Here is a 16,845-nt window from a genome sequence, read left to right as displayed (position 1 = left end):
GCGAGAAAAGCCTCGCTCTTTACCTGTTGCAACTCGCGTCCTCCACCATCCAGGAGACCAGATCCTCAAAGGAGTGGCCCGCATGCAGCGCCTGCTCGGGCGCCAGCGAGGTGGGGGTCATGCCCGGCTGGGTGTTGATTTCCAGACAGACAAGCTCGCCATCTTCGCCCGCCGCATCATTGTACCGGAAGTCGGTGCGCGTGATGCCGCGACAGCCCAGCGCTTCATGCGCCATCAGGCTCATCTTTTGGACTTTGTCGTAAATTTTCGGTGAAATCTGCGCCGGTAACACGTGATGTGATCCACCGGCAGAATACTTCGCCTCATAATTGTAGAAGGCCAGGTCGGTGACGATCTCGGTCACCGGCAGTGCCACCCCGCCCATCACGGCGCAGGTCAGTTCGCGGCCGGGAATATAGCGCTCGACCATCAGCGTCTCGCCGCCATCCCAATCAGCACCCAGGATTTCCTGCGGCGGATGGGACTGGTCGGCCTTGACGATCAAGACGCCGAAGCTCGAGCCATCGGCGATGGGCTTGACCACATAGGGCGGCTTCATGACATGGGCCCGGCCCACTTCGGCGCGGCCGGCGATCACGTGATCGGTGACCGGAATGCCGGCGGCCTTGAGCATGATCTTGGCCTGGTGCTTGTCCAGCGCCAAGGCCGAGGCCAGCACGCCAGAATGGGTATAGGGAATGCGCAGAAATTCCAGCACGCCCTGGATGGTCCCGTCCTCGCCAAAGCGGCCATGCAGGGCATTGAAGGCGACATCGGGCTGAAGCGCGCGCAGGCGTTCGGCAATGTCGTAGCCGACATCGACCTCGGTCACCCGATAACCGGCGCGGCGCAGCGCCTCGGCACAGCCCTTGCCCGAACTCAGCGATACCGGGCGCTCATTGGAGAGCCCACCCATCAGGACGGCGACATGTTTTGTCATGAGGTGGCTCCCACCCCCATCAGCGCTTCCAATTCGCCCGGCAGTGCGGCGGCCCATTGAGTGATGTTGCCGGCACCGAGGCACACGACATAATCGCCCTCGTTGACGCGCGAGGCGAGCAGCGGCGCCAGGGCTTCCTGGCTATCGAGCACGCGGGCATCGCGATGGCCGCGGGCGCGGATGCGGTTGACCAGTTCCTCATGGGTGACACCGGGAAGTGGCTGTTCGCCGGCGGCATAGATCGGCGCGACGATGACGGTATCGGCATCGTTGAAGCAGGCGGCGAAATCGTCGAACAGATCGTGGACGCGCGAGAAGCGGTGTGGCTGCACCACGGCGATGACCTCACCGCGCGCCGACTGGCGGGCGGCCTTGAGCACGGCGGCAATCTCGACCGGGTGATGGCCGTAATCATCGATGACGGTGACGCCGCCGGCCTCGCCGGTCTTGGTGAAGCGGCGCTTCACCCCGGTAAAGCCCTTGAGACCCTTGCGGATGGCTTCGGCGGGGACATGCAACTGGTCGGCCACGGCAATGGCGGCGGTGGCGTTGAGCGCATTATGCACGCCCGGCATCGGCAATTGCAGCCCGTCGATGCGCAATTGCGTCTGGCGGATACGGTCGCGGATTTCGACGGCGAAATGCTGGATGCCGTCATGATTTTCGAGATCGACGAGGCGCACATCGGCCTGCGGATTGCGGCCATAGGTGATGACGCGGCGGTCGCGGATATCGCCGACCAGCGACTGCACGATCGGGTGGTCGAGGCACATGACCGCGAAGCCGTAGAAGGGCACGTTTTCGACGAACTGGTGGAAGGCCTTTTTGACCCCATCGAAATCGCCATAGTGGTCGAGATGCTCGGGGTCGATATTGGTCACCACGGCAACGTCGGCGGGCAGCTTGACGAAGGTGCCGTCGCTCTCGTCCGCTTCCACCACCATCCATTCACCGGCGCCCAGGCGGGCATTGGTGCCATAGGCATTGATGATGCCGCCATTGATGACGGTGGGATCGAGATTGCCGGCGTCGAGGAGCGTGGCGACCAGCGTCGTGGTCGTGGTCTTGCCATGGGTGCCGCCAATGGCGATGGCGGTCTTGAAGCGCATGATCTCGGCCAGCATCTCGGCACGCCGCACGATGGGCAAAGCCTTGGCGCGGGCGGCAACCAGTTCGGGATTGTCCTTGCGGATGGCGGAGGAGACGACGACGACTTCGGCCTGACCGAGATTGTCGCCGCTCTGGCCGATCTCGACCTTGATCCCCATGTCGCGCAGGCGCTGCACATTGGGATTGGCTGAGGCGTCCGAACCTTGGACCGTATAGCCCTGGTTGTGCAGGATTTCGGCGATACCGCTCATGCCGATGCCGCCAATGCCGATGAAATGCACCGGACCCATGTTACGCGGCATCTTCATGATAATTGTCTTCCTTCGATCTGGGTATTTCGGCCGGCCAGCAGTTCGGCGAGGTCGGCCAGCTTTTCCACGGCGCGGGGCTGGCCCAAGGCGCGGGCGGCCGATGCAGCCGCGGCCAGGCGCGGCGGGTCGGTCAGCAGTTCGGTCAGGCGAGTGGCAAGCGATTGCGGTGAAAGCGTGGCCTGCTCTTCCATCCAGCCTCCGCCGCCCTCCTGCAGGAACAGGGCATTGTACTTCTGGTCGGAATCGAGAGCGCCCGGCAGCGGGATCAGGATGGCCGGACGGCCGATCACTGCAAGCTCGGTAATGGTGGAGGCCCCTGCCCGGCAGATCACCAGATGGGCATCGGCGATCCGATCCGGAAGATCGCCGATAAAGCTGGCCAGCGACACGCTGGTGCGCGACTGGCGGTAGCTCTCGGCCACCCGGTCGATATCCTCGGGCCGGGCCTGCTGCACGATCTGGAGGCGATTGCGCAAAGCGTCGGGCAAGAGGGCGATGGCGGCCGGCACCAGGTCCGACAGCACCCGCGCGCCCTGGCTGCCGCCGGTGACGACGAGACGGATGGTGCCGCGATCATCGAGCAGCGGATAGGGACGGCCGGCCAGCGGCCGCACCCGGTCGCGCACGGGATTGCCGGTGACGATCTTTTCGAGCGAGGCCGCATCGGCAAAGCGCGTCTTGGCAAAGCTCAGCGCCAGCACATCGGCAAAACGGGTGAGCGCCCGATTGGCCCGACCCATCACCGCATTCTGCTCGTGCAGGATACCCGGAATACCGAGCAGGCTGGCAGCGATAAACGGCGGAAAAGTGGGATAGCCACCAAAGCCGATAACCGCGTCCGGCCGCGTCTTGCGCAGCTTGCCCAGGGCGGTGGCGACACCACGCAGGATGGTGAAGCCGGCGCCGACGAATTTCACCGGATTGCTGAGCGAGGGCGTGGCGGCGGGAATGATGTGGATCTGGCGGGCCGGAAAATCGGCGCCATAGCTCTCGACGCGATGATCGGTCATCAGCTCCACGGCATGGCCGCGGCGGATCAGTTCCTGCGCAAGGGCCATGGCCGGGAAGAGATGTCCACCCGTGCCGCCGGCCATGAGAACGAAGGTCTTCATTCGGCGGGCGCGACCACGGCGCTGCGATAGGAGGGAAGTCCGGTGGCCATGCGTTCCTCTGGCTTGGTTCGGGTAAAGGCCAGCATCAGGCCCATGGCAAAGGCGACCGCAATCATCGACGTGCCGCCATAGGACACGAATGGCAGCGTCATGCCCTTGGGCGGGATGAGGTTGAGATTCACCGCAAGATTGATGCCGGACTGCATGGCGAACTGGATGGCGATTGTCGATGCGGCAAGACGCGCGAACAGGCTGGTCTGGCGTTGGGCCGCGATCATGGCGCGGATCACGATGAAGGCGATGACGCCGACGAGACCCATGCAGAACAGAATGCCGAATTCGCCGGCGGCGGCGGAGAACACATAGTCGGCATGGGCGTCGGGGATGAGCTTCTTGGCGATCGACTCGCCCGGCCCCCGGCCGAACCAGCCGCCCTCGAGCAGCGACTGCAGGGCGCGGTCGATCTGGTAGGTATTGCCGCCGCCATCAGGGTTGATGAAGGTATCGATGCGGCGGGCAAAGTGCGGGAAGAACAGATAGGCGCCGAAGAGCAGGCCACCGGCCGCACCGGCAAGGCCGAAAATGATCCACCAGGAAATGCCGGACAGGAACAGCAGCACCGCCCAGGTGGCGAAGACAAGCGCCGTCTGGCCGATATCAGGCTGCAGCAAGAGGCCCGAGACGATGGCCAGCATGATTATCGTCGCCAGGGTCCGCCCCGGCACGTTGCGATGGATCATGAATTCGGAGAACAGCCAGGCGCCGATCACGGCAAAGGCCGGCTTGACGAATTCGGAGGGCTGCACTGACTGGCCGGCAATGGTGATCCAGCGCCGCGCGCCCTTCACTTCGGTGCCGAAGCGCAAGGTTGCCCATAACAGCAGCGTCATGACGATCAGCACGCCGAGCGCTGCAAAGCGCGCCTGGCGATGGCTGAGCAAGGAGGTGGCCAGCATGACGGGAATGGCGAGAAGTACGAAAAGCCCGTGGCGAAGCACGAAATACCATTCGTTGAGCCCGATGCGCTCGGCCACCGGCGGGCTGGCGCCGAAGCTGAGCACCATGCCGCAAGCCAGAAGCAGCACCAGGGCGCCGAGCAATTCGCGATCAATCGACCACCACCACTCGGCCAGCGGGGTTTTTTCGGCGCGGGAGAACATCATCGGCGCAACACTGGTACTCGATACAAACTGCATCGAATTGTAACCGTCGATGGTTACCGATTTGGTAAGGGATTTCGCGTTTTGCGAGTCAGCGCCACTGACGAAAACGCCCCGGGCAAGAGCCCGAGGCGTTCACCGCAAGCCATCGCTCCTGGGAGGCAGGGGAGCGATGTGAAGGGAGGCCGGAAAGCCCCTCCCCGATCCAGCACTACTGCAGGATGGCGATATCGCTGATCATACCGTCAACGCCCTCGATAGCCCCCCAAGCCTTGGCCGCGCCGCTGTCGAGATCCACCGTATGCAGCACATTATCGACCACGAGATAAGCGGTATTGGTCAGGTCTTCGGTCGCCGAGATATCGAAGGCATAGCTGCTGCCACCCTCGACCCCGAGCTTGCCGATGGCCTTGAGCGTACCGTCATTGGGCGCGACCTGCTGCACCAGCGCCACGATGGTCGCATCGATGTCGAACATCTTGGTGGCTTCGGGCTTGCCGATGGAATTGGTATAGGCAGCCGCCACGATGGCGGGCGTCTCGCCTTCATGCATGTCACCAGCCTCGTAGGCCAGCGAACCATCGACGGTCACCGAGCCGTCGTCGACATTGACGCGGTGATTGGTGCCATCCGTGCCCATCAGGCGCAGGCGGTCGGCCATGGGATTGAAGTCGACAATGGCGCCTTCAAAACTCGGGAGCTTTTCCGACAGGGTGGACTTGACGGTGGCGGCACCGGTGGCGGTGTCGATGGTGACCACATCGCCGGAAAGCGTGACGCCATAGAGCATCTTGTCGGCGGGGCGAACGTCGATGCCGGCCAGACCGTCGACGCCGGTCACGTCCATGGTGCCGGAGACGGCGCGGGTTTCGGTATCAAACATCACCAGGGTCTTGCCATCGACAAGGCCGATGGCGGAGGCGGCATGGGCGGCGGTGGCAAGCGAAGCGGTGCCGGCAAGCAGGGCGGCGACAAGGGTAAAACGGGCGGTAGCAGTCATGGGTAGTCTCCTCGTTGTTGCGCCGCTCAGGGAAGATGACGGCTTGGGGATGGCTCGGACGACTGTGCTATCGTCAATAGAGCTACGAAGAGACGCGCCCAAAGTTTCGCCTGGTGTCGAACTTGGTGGACACGAGACCGTGACCACAGAAAGGGCGACCCCAGGGCCGCCCTTTTACAGATTGGGTCTGAAAATGCCGCCTAACGCAGCTTGAGGCTTGAGAGGCCGATCAGCGCCAGGACGAAGGAAATGATCCAGAACCGGATCACCACCTGGCTTTCGGTCCAGCCCAGATGCTCGAAATGGTGGTGGATCGGCGCCATGCGGAAGACACGTTTGCCGGTGAGGCGGAACGAGGCGACCTGCACGATCACCGAGACGGCTTCGAGCACGAAGAGACCGCCGATAATGGCCAGCACCAACTCGTGCTTGGTGGCCACGGCGATGGTCCCGAGCGCACCGCCCAGGGCGAGCGAGCCGGTATCGCCCATGAAAATCTGTGCCGGCGGGGCGTTGAACCACAGGAAGCCGAGCCCGGCGCCGATCAGCGCACCGCAGACCACCGTCAGTTCGGCGGTACCGGGGACGGCATTGAGCAGCAGGTAATCGGCATAGTTCTGGCTGCCGACGAGATAGGCGATAAGACCGAAGCAGGCGGCAGCAACCATCACCGGCACGATGGCGAGCCCATCGAGCCCATCGGTGAGATTAACCGAATTGCCTGCCGCGACGACAACGAAGCCGCCGAACAGGATGTAGAAATAGCCCAGATTGAGCGCCAGATCCTTGACGAAGGGGAAGAGCAGCGAGGTGCCATAGGCGCCAGCCGCCAGCTGGGAAATGGCAAAAGCCGCGATGCCGCCGATCAAGGCTTCGAGCAAGAGGCGTTGCTTGGAGCCGAACCCCTTGTGGCTCATGCGCTTCACCTTGAGATAGTCATCGTAAAAGCCGATGGCGCCGAAGCCGATGGTGACGAACAGCACCACCCAGACATAGCCATTGCTGAGATTGGACCAGAGCAGCGTCGAGATCACCGCGCCGGAGAGGATCATCAGCCCGCCCATGGTCGGCGTGCCCTTCTTGGTCAGCAGGTGCCCCTGAGGACCATCTTCGCGGATCGGCTGGCCCCTGCCCTGCTTGAGGCGCAACAGCGCGATCATGCCGGGGCCGAAGAGGAAGACGAAGAACAGCGCAGTAATCACCGCCCCGGCCGTGCGGAAGGTGATGTAGCGGAACACGTTGAAGGCGGCGAATTGCTCACCCAACTGGCCGAGAAAATAGAGCATTGCTGTCCGCTATCCTGGTTGGGTGACTTAGCTTTGCCCGAACCGCGTCGTGATTGCACTGACGAGGCGGGAAAGCCCGACACCATTTGATCCTTTGACCATAAGAGCGTCGCCATAGGCAAGGTCGTCGACAATCACGTTCACCGCTTCCGCGGCGCTCGGGAAATGTCCCGCCATTACAGCATCTGGCAACGCGGCGGCCAGCGCCGCCATGTGTGGGCCGACGAGATAAATGCGTTCGGCGCCGCTGTCACGAACGGCGTCTGCAAGGCCGGCATGCAATTGGTCGGCTTGCGGCCCGAGCTCGAGCATGTCGCCCAGCACCAGCACTTTGCGCCCACCCGCCGGCTCGATCTGGCCGAACACCGACAGCGCCGCCACGACGGCCACCGGATTGGCATTATAGCTTTCGTTGACGACCAACAGCGGCTTATCGTCCGGCCCCAATCGCAGCCGTTCGCCACGCCCCGGTTGAGCCGCAAGGCCGGCGAGCGCCCGCAGCGCCACTTCCGGCGCGATGCCGGCCAGATGCGCAACCGCCAGCGCCGCCGTGGCATTGGAGAGCATATGCCGTCCCGGCACGGCAAGGCCCAGCTTATAGCTTTCCTCGCCATGCAGAATGGTGGCGCTGGACGCGGATGCATCGGTCTGCGGATCGAGAATCTGCCAATCGACGCCACGGGCGAAGCCGAAGGTGATGACATTGGCCACGCCTGCCGCCGCGGCCGCATCGAGCAATAGCTGCAATTGTCCATGATCGGCATTGATGACGGCAGTGCCGCCCGGCTCCAGTCCGTCGAAAATCTCGGCCTTGGCGCGGGCAATGGCCTCTATGCTGCCAAGCCCTTCCAGATGCACCGGCGCGATCGAGGTGATGACAGCAACATGCGGCCGGACCATGCGGCTCAGCGGCCGGATTTCCTCGGGCGCATTCATGCCCATTTCGAACACGCCGAACTGCGCATTTTCCGGCATGCGCGCCAGCATCAGCGGCACGCCCCAGTGATTGTTGAAGCTCTTGATCGAGGCGTGGGTCTGGCCGGCCGCTTCGAACACTGTGCGCAGGGCTTCCTTGGTGGTGGTCTTGCCGACGCTTCCCGTCACCCCGACGATGAAGGCCCGGCTGCGGGCCCGCGCGGCGCGCCCCAGATCGCGCAAGCCATCCAGCGCATCGGCAACATGAATGCGGCCCGGGCCGGCGCTGCGCCCTTCGCTCACCAGTGCCGCCGCCGCACCATTGGCCAAAGCGGTATCGACGAAATCATGGCCATCGAAGCGGTCGCCCTTGATGGCGACGAACAGCGCATCGGGGCCCAGTTCGCGCGAGTCGATGGAGATGGAATTGATCGCCTCTGCCGCAACGCCCTCGGCCCGCCCCCTGGTGGCGTCGAGAACTGCAGGAAGGGTGAAGAGAGGTGGGGTCATGTGAACCGCCGCAAATTCGATATGGCAAGACGATCGTATGAGACCCGGAGGTCCGTGGTCACCTGCTCGTCACCCTCGGGCTTGACCCGAGGGCTCTTTATTTGTGGTTCCGCCGCAAGAGCCCTCGGGTCAAGCCCGAGGGTGACGAGCCGTGGGTTTCGGCAGGTTAGAGGGTGAACCGCCTGCTCGAACGAGCGGCGAAGGTATGCGCCCCTACCCCTTGATCGCTTCCAGCACGACCTCGTGGTCGGAGAAGTGGTGCTTGGTGCTGCCGATGATCTGGTAGGTCTCGTGGCCCTTGCCCGCGACGAGCAGGACATCGCCCTTTTGCAGCGAGGCGATGGCCTCGACAATGGCTTGCTTGCGGTCACCGATTTCCCTTGCCCCCTTGGCACCGGCCAGGACTTCGGCGCGAATGGCGGCCGGGTCCTCGGTGCGCGGATTGTCGTCGGTGACAATCACGTCATCGGCAAGCTGGCTGGCAATTTCGCCCATTTGAGGGCGCTTGCCCTTGTCGCGGTCGCCGCCGCAACCGAAAACGACGCGGAGCTTGCCCGGCGCATAGGGACGCAGCGTGGTGAGCGCGGTGCGCAGGGCTTCGGGCTTGTGCGAATAATCGACGAAAATGGCAGCGCCATTGTGCTCGGCGACCAGTTCAAGACGGCCGCGCGCGCCAACTAGTTCCGGCAGGGCGGCAAAGGCATCGGCCTTGTCGACGCCCGAGGACATGGCCAGGGCCGCCGCGATCAGCGCGTTCGACACCTGGAATTCGCCCGGGATTCTGAGGTGGAAGCTGACTTTCTCGCCGATATGGCGCACTTCGACGCGCTGGCCATAGCCTTCGGGCTGGATGGAGAGAATTTCGATATAGGCGCCTTCCCGGCCTACGGTCAGCAGCGTGGCGCTGGCCGAAAGGGCAGCGAACATGAACTGCTCGTGCTCGGGATCGTCGACATTGACGATCGCTGCGCCACCATCGACCAACAGGTCGGTGAACAGGCGCAGCTTGGCATTTCGGTATTCGTCCATGTCGGCGTGATAGTCGAGATGGTCGCGGCTGAGATTGGTGAAGGCGACGGCCTCGAAATGGATGCCGTCGAGACGATGCTGATCGAGACCATGGCTCGAGGCTTCGAGCGCCACATGATCGATGCCCTGCGCCTTGAGCGCGCGCATCGCCTGATGCAAGGTGCGCGAATCCGGCGTGGTCAGCGCGCCTTCGATGCGGCGCTTGGCGGTCTCGACTCCCAATGTGCCGATGCTGGCGCCGCCGATGCCGGCATGATCCCAGATCTGGCGCACAAAGGAGGCGACGGAGGTCTTGCCATTGGTGCCGGTGACGGCGACGAGAATTTCCGGCTGCGGCTCGAATACGCGGCTGGCCGCTCGGGCATAGGCGGCGCGCACGTCCTGCACCACGATCACCGGCACGCCGGGATCACCAGGCGGCGCCATGTCGGTCACCACTGCAAGCGCGCCACGCTCGACCGCATCGGAGACGAACTGGTTGCCATGCACCTTGTTGCCCGGCAGGGCGAAGAAGATATCGCCCGGCTCGATCCGCCGACTATCCGAATTCAGCCCAAAGACGGCGCCGAGCCCCTTTTTGGGCTTGGCACCGGAGCCTTCGAGCAGTTGTGTGACGCTGAGTGACACGAATGCAAATCCTTCTGGATCGATCTAGCGGAGAACGGGAGGAACAATGTCGCGGTCGAGCGCTTCGCTGAAGTCGGGCGCCACGCCCAGCATCGGCGCGGCGCGCTGGACGATCCGGCCCGTAACGGCGCCGGCATTCCAGCCGGCAGTGGTGCCCGACTGGGGATTTTCGGCCTTGGGCTCGTCGATCATGATCACCATGGCATAGCGGGGATTGTCGAGCGGGAAAGCCGAGGCGAAGAAGTTGGTGACCTTGCTCGACGAATAGCGGCCATCGACCACCTTTTCGGCAGTGCCGGTCTTGCCACCGACGCGATAGCCCTGGGCGGCGCGGTTCATCTGGCTGCCCGAGCCCTCGAGTGCGTTGAGGCGCATCAGATAACGCATGGCCTCGCTGGTCGTGGGGCTCACCACACGCTCGTAAAGCGGCTCGGCCTCAGCGATGTCGCGCTTGTAGAGCGTCGGCGGAACGTAATTGCCGCCATTGGCGAAAGCGGCATAGGCGGTGACCAGATGCAGCGGCGACACCGACAGGCCGTGGCCGAACGAGGCGGTCGCCGCACCGACCTCGGACAGGTCCTTTGGCACGGAGGGGACGCGCATTTCCGGCAGTTCGAACGGCACGCGCTGGTCGAACTTCATGCGCGACAAAAAGGCACGGAAATTGTCCTTGCCCATGGCCTGCATGATTTTGATCGTGCCGATATTGGACGAGTATTTGTAGACTTCCGAGAGGCTGAGAATGCGGTGCTTGCCGTGGAAGTCGTCGATGGTGAAGCGGCCGAAGCGCACGCCATAGCGCGCGTCGAACTGGTCGGTCAGCTTCACCGCGCCACTATCCAGCGCCCCGGCAAAGGTCACGGTCTTGAAGGTGGAGCCCGGCTCGAAGATACCGGCGGTGATGCGGTTGAACGTGTCCTTGACCAGCGCAGTCGCCGGCTCATTGGGGTTGAAATCGGGCACCGAAGCCAGGGCGATGACTTCGCCGGTATAGATATCAACCATCACGCCGGCGGCGGCGATGGCCTGGTAGCGCGTCATCGCATCGACCAACTGGTCGTGCATGATGTGCTGCACCCGCATGTCGACGCTGAGCTCGACCGGGGTCAGCGCATTGCCGCGCGCCAGTCCCAGTTCCTGCAGCAGCGCCACCGATTCGGTGTCCATGCGCCGCTCGATGCCGGCAATGCCCTGATTGTCGACATTGGTCGAACCCAGAATATGGGCTGCCTCGTTCATGCCGGGATAGAAGCGCTTGGATTCGGTGATGAAGTCGATGCCAGGAATGCCCAGCCGCATCACCTGTTCCTGGATCGAGGGCGTCAGCTCGCGCTGTACCCACACGAAGCCCTTGTCGCCGGTGAGGCGATTGCGCAGCCATTTTTCGTCCAGATTGGGCAGGACGGTGCGCAGCTTCTGCACCGCCTCCTCCACGTCGATGATGCGGCGCGGCTCGGCATAAAGCGAGGGCACGCGGATATCGACGGCCATTTCCAGCCCATTGCGGTCGAGAATCGGCGGGCGGCTGGCCTGGATGGCGTCGCGCGTCTGCCCCTCGATGGTCTGGTCGGGTACCACCATGCCAAGCTGAACGAGGCGGGCACCGACCAGGCCGAAGCCGATGACCAGCGCCAGGATCATCCAGCGAATGCGGGCCTGGGTGAGATTGCCACGCTGCTTGCGCGCGCCGTCGAGGGCGATGGTGGCAGCGAAGTGATCGGCAATGGCCATTATTCGATCCCTTCCAGTTCAAGGATGGCATCGATGGGGTCGATGCCGGCAGCGATGGATTCGAACAGCGCATCCATAGCGGCGCTGTTCGGCTTGGCCGGACGCATGGGCAGGGCTGCAAACGAACCGAACTGCTCCTGCTTGACCGGGCCAATCGCCAGCTCCGCCTCATGTCGCCGCACGATCGGCTCCACATGGCCGGGCTGGTTCAGCACCGCCCAGTCGGCCTGCAGCAGCGACAACTGGCCTTCCTGCTCATGGATGAAGGACTGCATCGCCGTGCGCTCCGCCGCAGTGCCCTCGATGGAGAACTTGAGCGCATAGACGCCCGCCAGCATGGCGATGCTGGCAAAGATCAGGAAGATGTTGAGGCTGCGGATCATGCGGCGCCTCCCACCTGGGGCACGCTGAGCCCGTCGAGCCGGACGGGGCGCGCCGCCTCACCGGTGCGGATGGCAGAGCGCAGCACAGCCGAACGCGCACGGGGGTTTTGGGCCAGCTCGGCTTCGCCCGATTTCACCGCCTTTGCGACAGGATGCCAGCGGCGCGCCTCGGCGGCCACCTGCGGCAGATGCCGGGACGCCGTCGGCCCGCCCTTGTCGGGATCGAAGAAGCGTTTGACGATGCGGTCTTCGAGCGAATGGAAGCTGACCACAGCCAGTCGGCCACCCTCCGACAAGAGACGCTCTGCCGCGAACAGGCCCTCGACCAGTTGGTCGAACTCCCCATTCACGGCAATGCGCAACGCCTGGAACGAGCGGGTCGCCGGGTGAGCATCCCCCGGTTTGCGGCCAATGGCCTTCTCGATGATTCGCGCCAGCTCCAGGGTCGTGGAGATCGGCGCCTCATTGCGCGCAGCGACAATGAACTGGGCGATGCGCCGCGACTTGCGCTCTTCCCCAAAGGCATAGAGCAGATTGGCCAGGTCGTCCTGTTCGAGCTCGTTGACAAGATCGGCGGCGCTGGGCCCGGAGCGGCTCATGCGCATGTCGAGCGGGCCGTCGCGCATGAAGGAAAAGCCGCGTTCGGCCTGGTCGAGCTGCATGGAGGACACGCCGATATCGAGCACTACCGCGTCAATGGCGCCAAACGGCTGGGCCAGCTGATCCAGTTCGGAAAACGTGCCGGCAACAAAAGAAAAGCGTTGCGGAAAATCGGCGGTAAGCGCTTCGACATGCGGCGCCACGGTCGGGTCGCGATCAATGCCGATCACCGACGCGCCCGCCTCGAGCAAGGCGCGCGAATAGCCGCCCGCGCCGAAGGTACCATCGACCACCGTGCAACCGACCAGAGGCCCCAGCGCCGCCACTACTTCGTCCAAGAGGACGGGCCGGTGCGGGCCAGCAGCCGCATCGCTATCGGGCATGGAACGCTTGCCCATATCGGCCATAACTCCACTGCCGGTCACCGACCGGATACATTAACTTTGCCCAAGTTTGCATAGCGACGCTTAAGATTCTGTTTCCCATGGCGCGCTGCGGCGGAGCGTCGCCACGGAACGAAAAGTGACCGGACTTAATCTATGCATATTGTGCTGGGCGCTGGTTCGGGTGATGAAGGCACCAGTGTTGAGGAAAAGCGTCCAATGCCTATAACCAGCAAGACCTTCGTCAGGTCCACCGCGCTGCTGCTGCTCGTCGGTCTCCTGGCACTGCTGGGTATCGTGGGCACCAATGTCTGGCTGGTCGAGCGTTCGCAGGTTTATTTCGATGAAGTGCTCGAGGGCCGTGTGGCCCGCCGCGCCGCCGTCGATCTGCGCACCACCCTGCAGGATGCGGAGACCGGACAGCGCGGCTATATCATCACCCAGGAAGAAAAATACCTCGAGCCCTACGAGCAGGCGCTTCCCAAGATCGAGGCCGAACTGGCCGAATTGCGCGACGTTCTGGCGCCCTACCCCGAGGCCGCAGCGCCGCTCGACAAGCTTGAAGCCGATATCCGGTTCAAGCTCAATGAGCTTGCCGAGACCGTGGACCTCGTGCGGCAAGGCAATGTGGATGCGGCGATCGAGCAGGTGCGCACCGATGCTGGCAAGGCCGCGATGGACTCCTCGCGACAATTCCTGGAGGCACTGCTGCAGGCGGTGGACAACCGCCTCGCAGAAGGCGTGACCAACCAGCGCAACACCACCTCCGCCCTGCGCTGGGTATCCATCATCGGCGGGCTGTTCATTCTGATCGTCGTCGCCGGCGCCATCTGGACCGTGCTCTCCTATATGCAGGAACTGGCCCAGGCCCGCCGCGCCATCGAAGAGGCCAATGCCAGCCTCGAGGAACGGGTGCGCGAACGCACTTCGGACCTGGGCAAAGCCAATGAGGAAATCCAGCGCTTCGCCTATATCGTGACCCACGATCTGCGCGCCCCGCTCGTCAATGTCATGGGCTTTACCAGCGAGCTCGAGACCAGCGTCGCCACCTTGCGCGACTACATGGCCTCGCATCCCCCCGAAGCCACGCCCGCCTATGAAGAGGCCAGGCTCGCAGCAACCGAAGACCTGCCCGAGGCAGTGACCTTCATCCGCGCGGCGACGCGCAAGATGGATGGTCTCATCAATGCCATTCTCAAGATTTCGCGCGAGGGCCGCCGCCAGCTCAAGCCCGAGATGTTGGACCTGGCAGAAGTGATCGAGGCCACGGCGGCGGCGGTACACCACCAGGTGGCGGACAAGGACGGGCGCATCAATACCGACGTCCGGGTGGCCAAACTGGTCACCGACAAACTCTCGCTCGAGCAGGTGCTGGGTAATCTGCTCGACAATGCCATCAAATATCAGCAACCCGAGCGGCCGCTGGTGGTCGAGATTCGCGCGCGTCACCTGCCCGGCAACCGGGTGGCTATCGAAGTCCAGGACAATGGCCGCGGCATCGCCGATACCGACCATGAACGCGTCTTCGAGCTGTTCCGCCGCTCCGGCTCGCAGAACCAGCCTGGCGAAGGCATCGGCCTTGCCCATGTGCGCACCATGGTGCGTAGCCTGGGTGGGGATATCACGCTCAGCTCCAAGCTGGGCGAAGGCACCACTTTCATCATCAACCTGCCGCGCGACGTGCGCAGCTATCTGGGGAATACAGGGCAATGAACGACGCACGTCCCGTCACCATCATCATGATCGAAGACGATGAAGGCCACGCCCGCCTCATCGAGAAGAACATTCGCCGCGCCGGCGTCGCCAATGAAATCGTGCCCTTTGCCAATGGCACCGATGCCCTGGCCTATTTGCTGGGCCCCGATGGAACGGGCCTCGTCAACAAGGGGCGACAATTACTGGTCTTGCTCGACCTCAACCTGCCCGATATGACCGGTATCGACATCCTGGAGAAGGTGAAGAACAACGAGCACACCAAACGCTCCCCCGTGGTCGTGCTCACCACCACCGATGACCAGCGCGAAATCCAGCGCTGCTATGACCTGGGCGCCAACGTCTACATCACCAAGCCGGTCGACTATGACGGGTTTGCCCACGCCATCAAGCAGCTCGGGTTATTCTTCTCGGTCATGCAAATCCCTGAGTCCAACTGAACCATTATGCCCCACCGCACCCCGCAAGTTCTTTATATCGATGACGATCCGGGCCTGGCTCGCCTCGTCCAGAAGGCCATGGTGCGGCGCGGCTATCAGTTCATGCATGCCTCGACGGCGGATGAGGGGCTGGCCGCCATCCGCTCAGGCCTGGTCGACGTGGTCGCCCTCGATCACTATCTGCCCACCGGCACCGGGCTCGACGTGCTGGCCGGCATGGCCGACATGGAAGACCGCCCGGCGGTGGTCTACGTGACCGGATCGGAAGAAACCGCAATCGCGGTGGCGGCGCTGAAATCGGGGGCCACCGACTTCGTGCCAAAGACGCTGGCAGAGGAGTTCCTCGAGCTGCTATCCGCCGCCATCGACCACGCCATGGACCGCGTACGGCTGAACCGTGCCAAGGCCAATGCCGAGCGCGAAGTGCGCGAAGCGCGCGAGCGCGCAGAAATGCTCCTGGGCGAGGTCAATCACCGCGTCGCCAATTCGCTGGCCATGGTCGCGGCCCTGGTGGGGCTGCAAGCCAACGCCCTCGAAGACCCGGAGGCCAAGCGCGCACTTGCCGAGACCCAGGCCCGCATCCAGGCGATCGCCGGCGTACATCGACATCTTTACACCTCCGAGGACGTGCGCTTCGTGCAGGTTGCCGACTATCTCGGCAGCCTGATGGGCGAGATCGAAACCTCGATGCAGGCCGAAGGCCGCACGGCCAGCATTCACCTCGCCGTCGAGAGCTTCCCGCTGCCCACCGAAAAGGTGGCTTCGCTGGGCGTGATTGTCACCGAACTGGTCACCAACGCGCTCAAATACGCCTATTCCGGCCGCGAGCCGGGTGAGGTGCGGGTGCGCATGGAGCGGCAGGAAGCGCAGATTCACCTGCTGGTCGAGGATGACGGCATCGGCTGGTCGGGCACCGGCAAGCCGCAGGGCACCGGCCTTGGCAGCCGCATCGTGCGCGCAATGGCCCACAGCCTGGGCGCCAATGTCTCCTACGGACAGGGTCCCGGCACAAAAGTATCGGTGATTTTCGAGGCTTAGCCCAATCGCGGGATGAAGAAGCCCACCCGCCCGCGATAGGCGGCATAGTCCGCGCCAAGCGGGGACTGAGCGAACTTGCGCTCCTCAACCTGCGCGGCGCGCACATAGAGCACCAGCATGATCGCGATATTGATCAGCGCCCAGGCCGACCAGGTCGAGAGCGCCCAGCCCATCCAGAACAGGCAATAGGACACATAGAAGGGGTGTCGCACATAGCGATAGGGCCCCTCGTTGAGCAGCGTGTGGGGGTGGGCATCGTCGAAGACGAATCGCAGTCGGGCGGCACGGGAGGCGCGAATGGTGACCGCAAAAAGCGCCGCGCCTGCGAGCATCACCACCAGCCCGGCCAGAGCAGCCAGCGGCGGCTGGCTCTGGAACCAGGTCAGATAGAAGTAGACCACAGCGGTGATCACCACCATGGCAGCGATGGCGCGGGCGCCCGGCCCCATGACTTCGGAAAAGAAGTGCGCCTTGACCGACCAAGCATAGGCGACCAGCACACCAATTGCGACGAGGCTGATCAGCCCATCCAGCAGCATTTCCATTTTCGTGCGCCC

15 protein-coding genes are annotated in these 16,845 nt (G+C 63.7%); 3 read left to right on the top strand and 12 right to left on the bottom strand.

Features of this window, described 5'->3' with window-relative positions; genetic code table 11:
• Positions 1–19: 19 nt before the first annotated feature.
• The 11 genes from DEVEQU_RS12630 to rsmH form a co-directional block, all read right to left on the bottom strand.
• Positions 20–940, bottom strand: a complete 921-nt coding sequence (locus DEVEQU_RS12630; RefSeq protein WP_126150947.1) for a D-alanine--D-alanine ligase — start codon at positions 938–940, stop codon at positions 20–22.
• The gene (gene murC / locus DEVEQU_RS12625; protein WP_126150946.1) at positions 937–2,358 is read right to left on the bottom strand and encodes a UDP-N-acetylmuramate--L-alanine ligase; all 1,422 of its coding nucleotides are present in this window, start codon (positions 2,356–2,358) and stop codon (positions 937–939) included. Before murC ends, DEVEQU_RS12630 begins: the two co-directional genes overlap by 4 nt.
• Positions 2,355–3,473, bottom strand: a complete 1,119-nt coding sequence (murG, locus tag DEVEQU_RS12620; protein WP_126150945.1) for an undecaprenyldiphospho-muramoylpentapeptide beta-N-acetylglucosaminyltransferase — start codon at positions 3,471–3,473, stop codon at positions 2,355–2,357. Before murG ends, murC begins: the two co-directional genes overlap by 4 nt.
• Positions 3,470–4,633 (bottom strand): FtsW/RodA/SpoVE family cell cycle protein, encoded by a 1,164-nt coding sequence (locus tag DEVEQU_RS12615; RefSeq protein WP_126150980.1) that lies wholly within the window; start codon positions 4,631–4,633, stop codon positions 3,470–3,472. Before DEVEQU_RS12615 ends, murG begins: the two co-directional genes overlap by 4 nt.
• Positions 4,634–4,844: 211 nt before the next feature.
• Positions 4,845–5,633 (bottom strand): DUF4394 domain-containing protein, encoded by a 789-nt coding sequence (locus tag DEVEQU_RS12610; protein ID WP_126150944.1) that lies wholly within the window; start codon positions 5,631–5,633, stop codon positions 4,845–4,847.
• Positions 5,634–5,833: 200 nt separating this feature from the next.
• Positions 5,834–6,919: a phospho-N-acetylmuramoyl-pentapeptide-transferase gene (mraY, locus tag DEVEQU_RS12605; RefSeq protein WP_126150943.1), complete on the bottom strand. Its 1,086-nt coding sequence runs from the start codon at positions 6,917–6,919 to the stop codon at positions 5,834–5,836.
• 27 nt (positions 6,920–6,946) lie between these two features.
• Positions 6,947–8,344: a UDP-N-acetylmuramoyl-tripeptide--D-alanyl-D-alanine ligase gene (locus DEVEQU_RS12600; protein ID WP_126150942.1), complete on the bottom strand. Its 1,398-nt coding sequence runs from the start codon at positions 8,342–8,344 to the stop codon at positions 6,947–6,949.
• A 213-nt stretch (positions 8,345–8,557) separates the two neighbouring features.
• Positions 8,558–10,000, bottom strand: a complete 1,443-nt coding sequence (locus tag DEVEQU_RS12595; protein ID WP_223214211.1) for a UDP-N-acetylmuramoyl-L-alanyl-D-glutamate--2,6-diaminopimelate ligase — start codon at positions 9,998–10,000, stop codon at positions 8,558–8,560.
• 24 nt (positions 10,001–10,024) lie between these two features.
• Entirely contained in the window at positions 10,025–11,731 is a 1,707-nt protein-coding gene (locus DEVEQU_RS12590) for a peptidoglycan D,D-transpeptidase FtsI family protein (protein ID WP_126150941.1), read from the bottom strand.
• Positions 11,731–12,114 (bottom strand): cell division protein FtsL, encoded by a 384-nt coding sequence (gene ftsL, locus DEVEQU_RS12585; RefSeq protein ID WP_126150940.1) that lies wholly within the window; start codon positions 12,112–12,114, stop codon positions 11,731–11,733. The genes DEVEQU_RS12590 and ftsL overlap by 1 nt, the downstream gene beginning before the upstream one ends.
• A complete protein-coding gene (gene rsmH / locus DEVEQU_RS12580; RefSeq protein ID WP_223214210.1) occupies positions 12,111–13,112 on the bottom strand; it encodes a 16S rRNA (cytosine(1402)-N(4))-methyltransferase RsmH in 1,002 nt (333 codons plus the stop codon). Before rsmH ends, ftsL begins: the two co-directional genes overlap by 4 nt.
• Before the next feature lie 141 nt (positions 13,113–13,253).
• Here rsmH and DEVEQU_RS12575 point away from each other — a divergent pair, with 141 nt between their 5' ends.
• The 3 genes from DEVEQU_RS12575 to DEVEQU_RS12565 are packed head-to-tail and all read left to right on the top strand — an operon-like array spanning position 13,254 to position 16,288.
• Entirely contained in the window at positions 13,254–14,810 is a 1,557-nt protein-coding gene (locus DEVEQU_RS12575) for a sensor histidine kinase (protein ID WP_329601471.1), read from the top strand.
• The gene (locus DEVEQU_RS12570) at positions 14,807–15,250 is read left to right on the top strand and encodes a response regulator (protein WP_126150939.1); all 444 of its coding nucleotides are present in this window, start codon (positions 14,807–14,809) and stop codon (positions 15,248–15,250) included. The genes DEVEQU_RS12575 and DEVEQU_RS12570 overlap by 4 nt, the downstream gene beginning before the upstream one ends.
• 6 nt (positions 15,251–15,256) lie before the next feature.
• On the top strand, positions 15,257–16,288 hold the full coding sequence (locus tag DEVEQU_RS12565) for a histidine kinase dimerization/phosphoacceptor domain -containing protein (protein ID WP_126150938.1): 1,032 nt from the start codon (positions 15,257–15,259) through the stop codon (positions 16,286–16,288).
• On the opposite strand, the gene DEVEQU_RS12560 is transcribed toward DEVEQU_RS12565, so the two are convergent.
• Positions 16,285–16,833, bottom strand: a complete 549-nt coding sequence (locus DEVEQU_RS12560; protein ID WP_126150937.1) for a methyltransferase family protein — start codon at positions 16,831–16,833, stop codon at positions 16,285–16,287. The two genes, DEVEQU_RS12565 and DEVEQU_RS12560, sit on opposite strands and share 4 nt — an antisense overlap.
• Positions 16,834–16,845 lie beyond the last annotated feature (12 nt).

It is taken from the genome of Devosia equisanguinis (assembly GCF_900631955.1).
Taxonomy (GTDB): domain Bacteria; phylum Pseudomonadota; class Alphaproteobacteria; order Rhizobiales; family Devosiaceae; genus Devosia; species Devosia equisanguinis.
Note: the sequence above shows the minus strand (reverse complement) of the source record. Positions and strands in the feature narration are given on the sequence as shown.